This window comes from Paraburkholderia sp. Ac-20347, from assembly GCF_017104805.1.
Classification (GTDB): Bacteria; Pseudomonadota; Gammaproteobacteria; order Burkholderiales; family Burkholderiaceae; genus Paraburkholderia; species Paraburkholderia tropica.
In genome coordinates, this window is record NZ_JAAGPN010000296.1 from 1 (window position 1) to 9,217 (window position 9,217).

At 66.7% G+C, this 9,217-nt stretch carries 8 protein-coding genes; 3 read left to right on the forward strand and 5 right to left on the reverse strand.

Annotated features, from left to right (window positions below):
- The coding region (locus G3N97_RS33040; RefSeq protein WP_205997106.1) for an integrase at window positions 1–963 on the reverse strand (963 nt) is incomplete at its 3' end.
- Window positions 964–1,146: 183 nt separating this feature from the next.
- Between G3N97_RS33040 and G3N97_RS33045 the strand changes: the two genes are divergently transcribed.
- The gene (locus G3N97_RS33045) at window positions 1,147–1,506 is read left to right on the forward strand and encodes a glyoxalase superfamily protein (protein WP_205997107.1); all 360 of its coding nucleotides are present in this window, start codon (window positions 1,147–1,149) and stop codon (window positions 1,504–1,506) included.
- Between the two features lie 46 nt (window positions 1,507–1,552).
- Here G3N97_RS33045 and G3N97_RS33050 read toward each other — a convergent pair whose 3' ends face one another.
- The 4 genes from G3N97_RS33050 to G3N97_RS33065 form a co-directional block, all read right to left on the reverse strand.
- Entirely contained in the window at window positions 1,553–3,277 is a 1,725-nt protein-coding gene (locus G3N97_RS33050; RefSeq protein ID WP_205997108.1) for a flotillin family protein, read from the reverse strand.
- A gap of 84 nt (window positions 3,278–3,361) precedes the next feature.
- Window positions 3,362–4,015 carry an OB-fold-containig protein gene (locus G3N97_RS33055; protein WP_205997109.1) on the reverse strand — a complete coding sequence of 218 codons (654 nt, stop codon included), beginning with the start codon at window positions 4,013–4,015 and terminating at the stop codon, window positions 3,362–3,364.
- A 274-nt stretch (window positions 4,016–4,289) separates the two neighbouring features.
- Window positions 4,290–5,141: a class I SAM-dependent methyltransferase gene (locus tag G3N97_RS33060; RefSeq protein WP_205997110.1), complete on the reverse strand. Its 852-nt coding sequence runs from the start codon at window positions 5,139–5,141 to the stop codon at window positions 4,290–4,292.
- Window positions 5,142–5,213: 72 nt separating this feature from the next.
- A complete protein-coding gene (locus tag G3N97_RS33065) occupies window positions 5,214–6,197 on the reverse strand; it encodes a LysR family transcriptional regulator (protein ID WP_205997111.1) in 984 nt (327 codons plus the stop codon).
- A gap of 143 nt (window positions 6,198–6,340) precedes the next feature.
- Between G3N97_RS33065 and G3N97_RS33070 the strand changes: the two genes are divergently transcribed.
- Together G3N97_RS33070 and G3N97_RS33075 are read left to right on the forward strand one after the other, a co-directional pair.
- Window positions 6,341–8,092: an IlvD/Edd family dehydratase gene (locus G3N97_RS33070; protein ID WP_205997112.1), complete on the forward strand. Its 1,752-nt coding sequence runs from the start codon at window positions 6,341–6,343 to the stop codon at window positions 8,090–8,092.
- 32 nt (window positions 8,093–8,124) lie between these two features.
- Window positions 8,125–9,217, forward strand: a 1,093-nt coding sequence (locus G3N97_RS33075) for an aldehyde dehydrogenase family protein (RefSeq protein ID WP_205997113.1), incomplete at its 3' end; no start/stop codon positions are given.

Consider the following 9,217-nt stretch of genomic DNA (forward strand, 5'->3'; position numbering starts at 1 on the left):
CGCCGCCGCGTCGCGCAGACGTTGCGCCGCGCCCGCGAAAATCCCCTTGACGATGGTGTGCAGCGCCGCGCGCGTGAGCGGCTTGGTCGACTGGCCGATCGGCAGCACGAGCGGCGTCGCTTCGTGCGGCGCGGGCAACGCGCTCAGACCGCGCTGCTCGCGATAGCGCGCGAGTTCGGTCATCAACTCGGCGGTCGCGGGCACGAGCCGGCGACGCTCGCCCTTGCCGAACACGTCGAGCCACCAGCGTTCCTCGCCCGACGCGTCGCGGCGCGCGAAGAAATCGCCCATCGTGTTGATGCTGACTTCGGAGATGCGCAGGCCGCCGAGATAGAGCAGCGTGAGCAGCCAGCGCGCGCGGCCGTGGCGTTCGCGTTCGCGGGCGCTCGCGCGCGGCAGGGCGTCGACATACGCCTTCACTTCGTCCCAGAGACCGCGTTCGAGATAGCGCGTGATGCGCGGCTGCGCGCGGCGCGCGCGCTGGCGTGACAGCGAAAGCGGATTGCCCGCGAGATAACCGGCGCTCACGAGCCACGAAAACAGCGCGTTGAGAATGACCATCGCCTGACGCTGGCTGGCGGCCGACAGCGGGCCGTAAAACGGACGCCAGCGCGGATCGTCGCGGGCGTGCTTGCGGCCGCCGCCCGCGCACCAGCGCGCCGCCGGTTGCGGATCGGCGAGAAAACGCTGATAGGCGAGCAGATCTTCGTGCGTGAGCGAGGAGAGCGGTTTGCCGAGCTGCACGATGGCCCACAGCAGCAGACGCTCGGCTTCCTTGCGATAGGTCTCGAAGGTCGCCTTCGAGTCGGCGACGCGCGCGAGCCACGCGCGGATCGCGTCGAGATCGTTGACCGCCGCGATCTGCATGCGGCCGTTCGCGCGGTTCACGCCGTCGCGGCCATCGAGATCGGCGGGCAGTTCGAGCGCGTCGAGCGGACGCGGGGCGAGGAGAGCGGTGTGCATGGGTGAAGCGGTGGCGCGGGAGGCAAAAGGCAAAGACGCCGCCGACTATAACGCGGATCGCGCACGGCGACGCGCGTCGCGCCATAATCGTGGCCGCCGGGTCGACTTTTCGTCACCGATCTTCACCTGTCACCAACCGCCATCAACCTCCACCCACCGCCACCCACCGCGACAAAACATGCGATGAAACTCCTCGCCCCCATTCCCATCCTGCGCATGTTCTCGATCGAGAAAGCCTACGCCTTCTATTGCGACTATCTGGGCTTCAAGCCCGACTGGGAACATCGCTTCGAAGCGGATTTGCCGCTCTACGTGCAACTGCATCGCGACGCGCTCGTGCTGCATCTGAGCGAGCATCACGGCGACGGCACGCCGGGGACCGCGCTGTTTCTGCCCGTGGAGGATATCGAGGCGTTCCATCGCGAGCTGGCCGCGAAGCCTTACGCCTACGCGCGGCCCGGCGTGGAGACGCTGCCGTGGGGCCGCCAGATGCAGATTCACGATCCGTTCGGCAATATCCTGCGGTTCTGCGAGTTGAGCTGAACGCGCCGAATGTGCGGAATGTGCTGAACGGATCGGGCGAGCGCGTTTAAGCCGCGGCGTGGCCATCGGTGAGACGCGGTTCGTGCGGCGCGGCGAGCGTGGCATCGACGCCATTCGCGCCGCTCGTGCCATTCGCCAGATTCGCGAGCCCAGGCACCATCGCCGGCAGCGAGCCGCCGGTCAGGCCGATTTCCTTGAGCAGCGAATCGACGAGCGGCGCGTGCGCGCGATAGGTCAGCGCCGCCGACATGGCCTGCTCGGCCAGATTGCCGCCCGCGCCCAGTCCTGCGCCATTCGCCGCGCCGTCGGCGGCCACGCCGCCCTGGCGGTTGAGGCCGTCGACCTGAATGATCTTGATGCCTTCGATCGACTTCATCGGCTCGACGGTCTGCTCGATGATGGCCGGCAGCGCCTGCAGCAGCGCGAGCCGGAACTTCAGGCTGGTCTGATCCGACGACAAGGTGTTGATGGCGTCGTTCAGCGCGCGCTGCGCTTCGGCTTCGGCGAGGCCCTTCTTACGCTCGGCCTCGGCCAGTTCGACGATCGCCGTGGCCTGCATCTGCGCGGCCTCGCGCTCCGCGCGCGCCTTGGTCGTGACGTGCACGGCGTTGGTCTCGGCTTCCTGCGCGGCTTCGATCAGCGCAACCTGCTTCGCGCGGTCCGCCTCGGCGGTGCGGCGCGTGGTTTCCACGAGCTGCTCGGCTTTCACGGCTTCGGCCAGCGATTCGTTGGCGCGCGCCTGAGCCTGCGACTGCGCCTCGGACTTCTGCGCGATGATGATCGCGCGCTCCTGCTCGGCGATCTGCGTGACCTTGGCCTGCTCGATTTCCTTCACGCGGATTTCGCGATCGGCTTCCACCTTGCGCGAACGCACGGCCTGCTCGCGCTCGATCTCCGACTCCTGCACCTGACGCTCCGCGCCGATGCGGCTCTGCTCGGCCTCCTGATGACGCTGCGCCTCGAACGCGGTGATGCGCGCGTTCTGCTCGGCCGTGCGCGTCTTGACCTGCTGCTCCTGTTCGAGCTTCATGAAGGCTTCCTGCTGGTCGATCTCGAGACGCTTCGACAGCGCGTCGCGATTCTTCTCGCGCACGGAGACTTCGGTATCCTGCTCGACCTCGTTGCGCTCCTTGCGGCGGCGCTCGGTTTCCTGCGTGAGCTTCGTGAGACCTTCGGCGTCGAACGCGTTGTTCGGATCGAAGTATTCCTTCAAGGTCTGATTGAAGTTGGTCAGCGAGACGCTTTCGAGTTCGAGACCGTTCTTGGTCAGATCTTCGGCGACGGTGTTCTGCACGCCCTGCACGAACTTCTCGCGCGCGTCCTGCAGATCCTGCATCGTCATTTGCGCGGCGGTCGAGCGCAGCGCGTCGACGAATTTGTCGTCTACGAGCGCGCGCAGATTCTCGGGCGCGAGCGTGCGCTGGCCGAGCGTCTGCGCGGCGGTCGACACGCCTTCCGCCGTGGGCGCGACGCGCACGAAGAACGCCACCACCACGTCCACGCGCATGCGGTCCTTCGTGATCAGGCTGTCGCGCGAGGCGCGGCTGACTTCGAGCTTCAGCGTGTTCATGTTGATCGGGATGACCTCGTGGAACACGGGCAGCACGACCGCGCCGCCGCTCATGATGACGCGCTGGCCGCCGAGACCCGTGCGCACGAACGCGCGCTCGGCCGAAGCGCGCACGTACAGGCGCGCGAAAATCAGGCCGATCAGGCACAGGCCCACGATGACCGCCAGACCGGCGGCGCCCCAGAATATGATCGTATCCATAGCGATGGTTGACTCTTGTCGGTGTGAAAAACGAGGTGAAAAAGCGGCGAAACCGGCGCGTGCGCTTCAAACGCAACGCAGGCCTCAGGCGTCGTGACGCGGGCTCTTGATGGCCCGATAGAGCGAGCCGGACACCCGCGCGACGATCAGCACGGTTTGCCCGCGCACGAAGCGGTGATCCGCATCGTCCGGCTCGACGCGGACGTAGTGCGGCTGACCGAATTCGTCGACGAAACGCGCTTCGGCCGGCGTGCCCTGCGTGGCCTCGCCGGTCACGATGCGCACGGCGCGGCCGATGAAATCGATTTCCGAGAGCGCGCTCGACTCTTCCTGCGGCACGAGGCGGCCGATCGGCTTGCCGGTCTTGCGCACGAATCCGAGCGCGAGCGGCAGCGCCGCGCAGGCGGCAATGGCGGGCGGCAGCATGAAATGAGCGAGCGCGTGCAGGAGCGCCTGCAGCAGCAGGCCGGCAACGGCGAATCCGGTGAGGAACAGCACGAGCAGAATGAGAAACGGCACGCGGCCCACGTGCAGCCAGCCGAGAAACTGCCCGACGACGCCGGGTTCGGCGCTGGCGCCCGCGTGGTCGATATCGAATTGATGCGCGAGCAGATTACCCGCATGCGTGGTGACGCTAAAACCGAACAGCAGCGTAATGCTTTCCAGTATGGCAATGACGATCATGATGCCGATCGCCATGATGAATGGCGCATATCCCGGTTGCAGCAATGAGGTCATGAAATTGTTCTTTTCGGTGTTATCCCGCTGCGAGTCTATATCGAATTGTCGCGGCATATCGAATATCCCTTAAATCAAGGGATAAACGCAGTGATGCGCAATGCATGACGCAGTACATGAGTCTATCGCTTTGCACGGATTGAATTGTCAAGGTTCGACAATTTAGCGGAGATTGCGGAAGTGCGAATGACGTTTGCGTGGATTTAAATACAAACGCTGAGCGCGATCATATTGCATGATCGCGCGGAAAATCCGTAGCGCCTTATTGCGATGATTAAACCCGCGCCACCAGAAACGATTCTCCCTTTGCCGGTTTCAAACCATCACTGCGTTTCGCGAAATACTGTTCGATCAGATCGGCGGTGCCCACGTGGTGCACGTCGGAGAAACCGGCTTCGCGTGCGAGCGTGAGCATCTCGTCGGGACGAAAGAAGCTGACGAATGGCGTGCCCGCCGCGCGCGCCCGCTCGTAGACGGCCGCGTGTTGCGAGCGCTCGGGTTCGTCGATGAGATCGAGCGGCAGCGTGAAGGTCATCGCCAGCGTGGAGCCCGGCGCGAGTTGCGCGATCTGGCGCAGCGTGGCGAGATTGGCCTCGCGCGTGAGATACATCGAGACGCCCGTCGAGGCGATCACGGCGGGCCGACGCGCATCGAAGCCCGCTTGCACGAGCTGTGTCCACCACGATTCGCCCGCCTCGAAATCCACCGGCACGAAACGCAGCCAGTCCTGCTCGCGAAAGCCGAGTTCGACGAGCCGCGCGCGCTTCCACGCCTGCGTGCCGGGCTGATCGACTTCGTACAGGTGCAGCCATGACGCGATCTCGGGCCGGCGCTGCGCGAAGGTGTCGAGCCCCGCGCCGAGGATCACGTACTGCGTCACGCCCGCGCTGGCCTGCGCGGCCACGAGATCCTCGATGAAACGCGCGCGCCCGACGATCGATGCGCGATAGCCGCGCGTGCCGTCGGGATCCATGTCGCCCCGCTTGCGCCAGTGGACGTCGGGCGCGGCCAGCTGCATGCCGAGTTCGTCTTCGAGCACGTGCGGCGCGGCGTCGACCTGCACGTGTAACGCGCGCCAGAGCGCGACGCGCACGGCGGTGCCGTCGGGGGCGGCGGTGTGAGGCATGGCGTCTCCTTCAATCTCCTGCGGGTCAGCGCCAGTGTAGCGAGACTGTCGCAGCGTCGCGCGACGCGTGCATCACGCCGCGCCGCGCGGCCCGTAGATCTCCGCGCTCACCGCGCGCAACGCCTCGATCATGACTTCGGCGGCGGGCGAGAGCAGTTTGTCGGCGCGCGTGATGATGCCGAAGTCGTCCATCTGGCAATCCATCGGCAGCGGCAGGATCGCGACCATGCCGTGCACCGCGTAGTAGCGCGCGACGTCCTCGGTGAGCACGGCGATCATGTCGCTCTGCTCCAGCACGCGCGTGATGAACAGCAGCGCGGGCGTTTCCACCACGTTCGAGGGCGGCGCGAGGCTCGCGCGCTGGAACATCAGCTCGAAGCGATGGCGCAGCACGCTCGCGAGCGGCGGCACGACCCAGGTGGCGCGCGCGACGTCGGCGAGCGTCAGTGACGTGAGCGGGGCGCCTGGCGCGTTGGCGTTCGTCTCCAGCAGCGGATGCCCCGGCCGCACGACCGCGCAGACCGGCTCGCCCGTGAGCGGCTCGTAGCGCAGCGCGAGCTTGTCGTGTTCGGCGGAAAGACGCCCGAGCACGATATCGAGCCGGTCCTGCGCGAGATGTTCGAGCAGCACGTTGCTCGCGTCGATTTCCACCGAGATGCGCATGTTCGCGTGCGTGCGCTTGACGGCGGCCACGGCCGCGGGCAGCACGCTCACGCCCGGCGAGGTGATCGCGCCGACCGCCACGTGGCCGAGCCGCCCGGCCTTCAGCGCCGTGAGTTCGGCCTGCGCCTGATCGAGACTGCCGAGCACGGCGCGCGCGTGGCGGATCAGCGCGTCGCCGTACAGCGTCGGCTTCATGCCGCGCGGCATGCGCTCGAACAGCAGCGCGCCGAGCATGTCCTCCAGCTCGCGCAGCAGCTTCGAGGCAGCCGGCTGCGTCATGTTCAGCGCCGCCGCCGCGCGATGAATATTGCCTTCCTCCGCGAGCGCCACCACCAGCAGCAACTGGCGGGTTTTCAGGCGCGTGCGCACGTACCAGGGGCTTGTCTCCAGCATGGTGTTTCGCCTCGTTTCCCAAATAGTTTTAAGTGTTTATACCAATGCCGAAAACGATATCGGAAAAGGCAAATATTTCATTAGAAGGTTATCAGAGATCTCCTTAGACTATCTCGAACATTTGGCCCTCACAGAACCTGAGAATGTCGGCAACGAAACCCAAACTTCGCTCCCAAGAGTGGTTCGGCACCACGGATAAAAACGGCTTCATGTATCGGAGCTGGATGAAAAACCAGGGTATTCCCGATCATGAATTCGATGGTCGCCCGGTCATCGGCATCTGCAATACCTGGTCGGAACTCACGCCCTGCAACGCGCACTTCCGCAAGCTCGCGGAGCACGTCAAGCGCGGCATCTACGAGGCGGGCGGCTTCCCGGTCGAGTTCCCGGTGTTCTCGAACGGCGAATCGAACCTGCGCCCCTCGGCGATGCTCACGCGCAATCTCGCCTCGATGGACGTCGAAGAAGCGATCCGCGGCAATCCGATCGACGCCGTCGTGCTGCTGTGCGGCTGCGACAAGACCACGCCCGCGCTGCTGATGGGCGCGGCGAGCGTGGACGTGCCGGCCATCGTCGTGACGGGCGGCCCGATGCTCAACGGCAAGCTCGAAGGCAAGGACATCGGTTCGGGCACGGCCGTGTGGCGTCTGCACGAATCGCTCAAGGCGGGCGAGATCGACCTGCATCATTTCCTCTCGGCCGAAGCGGGCATGTCGCGCTCGGCGGGCACCTGCAACACCATGGGCACGGCCTCGACGATGGCCTGCATGGCCGAGTCGCTGGGCGTCTCGCTGCCGCACAACGCCGCGATTCCGGCCGTGGACGCGCGCCGCTACGTGCTCGCGCACATGTCGGGCATCCGCATCGTGCAGATGGCGCTCGAAGACCTGAAGCTCTCGAAGGTGCTCACGCGCGAGGCGTTCGAGAACGCGATCCGCACCAACGCGGCGATTGGCGGCTCGACCAACGCGGTGATCCATCTGAAGGCGATCGCGGGCCGCATCGGTGTGCCGCTCGAACTGGAAGACTGGCAGCGCGTCGGCCGCGATACGCCGACCATCGTCGACCTGCAACCGTCGGGCCGCTTCCTGATGGAGGAGTTCTATTACGCGGGCGGTCTGCCGGCGGTGCTGCGCCGTCTGGGCGAAGCGAACCTGCTGCCGCATCCGGACGCGCTCACCGTGAACGGCAAGTCGATCTGGGACAACGTGCGCGAAGCGCCGAACTACAACGACGAAGTGATCCGCCAGATCGACAATCCGCTGATCGCGGACGGCGGCATCTGCATCCTGCGCGGCAATCTCGCGCCGCGCGGCGCGGTGCTCAAGCCGTCGGCGGCCACGCCCGAGCTGCTCAAGCATCGCGGCCGCGCCGTGGTGTTCGAGAATTTCGATCGCTACAAGGCGACCATCGCCGACGAATCGCTCGACGTCGACAAGGACTCGATCCTCGTCATGAAGAATTGCGGCCCGCGCGGTTATCCGGGCATGGCCGAAGTCGGCAACATGGGCCTGCCGCCCAAGCTGCTGCGCCAGGGCGTGAAGGACATGGTGCGCATCTCGGACGCGCGCATGAGCGGCACGGCTTACGGCACGGTGGTGCTGCACGTCGCGCCGGAAGCGGCGGCGGGCGGCCCGCTCGCGGCGGTGCGCAACGGCGACTGGATCGAGCTCGACTGCGAGAACGGCCGCCTGCATCTGGACATCAGCGACGAGGAACTGCAACGCCGCCTGAGCGACGTCGATCCGGCGGCCGCGCCGGGCGTCGCCGAGCAGCTGGGCAAGGGCGGCTATGCGCGCCTCTATGTCGATCACGTTCTGCAAGCCGACGAAGGCTGCGACCTCGACTTCCTCGTGGGCAAGCGCGGCTCGGCCGTGCCGCGCCACTCGCACTGACGCGCACTGACGCATACGCAAGGACTGCCATCATGACGACGACTCTCACCGGCGAGCTGCTGATCGGCGCACTCGCGAAACGCGGCGAAGGCGCGGCGTTCCAGGCGATCGACGCCGCGAGCAACACGCCCATCGCGCAACCGGTTTTCCACGGCGCGCTGCAAGGCGATGTCGAACGGGCCTGCGAACTCGCGGACGACGCGTTCGACGCCTACCGCACGCTGTCCGCCGAACAACGCGCGCAATTCCTCGACGACTGCGCGGCGCGCATCGAAGCGCTCGGCGAGCCGCTGATCGAACGCGCAATGGCCGAAAGCGGCCTGCCGCGCGCGCGCCTCGAAGGCGAACGCGCGCGCACCGCGAATCAACTGCGCATGTTCGCCACGCTCGTGCGCAGCGGCGACGCGCTCGACGTGCGCATCGAACCCGCGCTGCCCGAACGCCAGCCGCCGCGCACCGACCTGCGCTTCTGGCGCATCGGCGTCGGCCCGGTCGCGGTGTTCGGCGCGAGCAATTTCCCGCTGGCGTTTTCGGTGGCGGGCGGCGACACGGCGTCGGCGCTGGCCGCAGGCTGTCCCGTGGTCGTGAAGGCGCATCCGGCGCATCCGGGCACCTCGGAACTCGTTGGCCGCGCGATTCAGCAAGCGGTCGCGGCGGCGGGCCTGCCCGAAGGCGTGTTCTCTTTGCTGTTCGACGCGGGCCACGAAGTCGGCAGCGCGCTCGTGCAGCATCCGGCGATTCGTGCGGTCGGTTTCACCGGCTCGCGCGCGGGCGGTCTCGCGCTCGTGAAGCTGGCGGCCGCGCGCAGCGAGCCGATTCCCGTCTACGCCGAAATGAGCAGCGTGAATCCGAACCTGCTGCTGCCGGGCGCGCTCGCCGCGCGCGGCGAGACGCTGGCGCGCGACTACGCGGCATCGACGACGCTCGGCTGCGGCCAGTTCTGCACCAACCCCGGTTTGATGCTCGGCCTCGCGGGCGCGGACTTCGAAGCCTTCGCCACGAACGCCGCGCGCGAATTCAGCGCGGCGGCGGCGGGCGTGATGCTCACGCCGGGAATCCTGCGCGCCTACGAGCACGGCATCGGCCGCCTGGTCGAGCATCCGAAGGTCACGACGCTCGCACGCG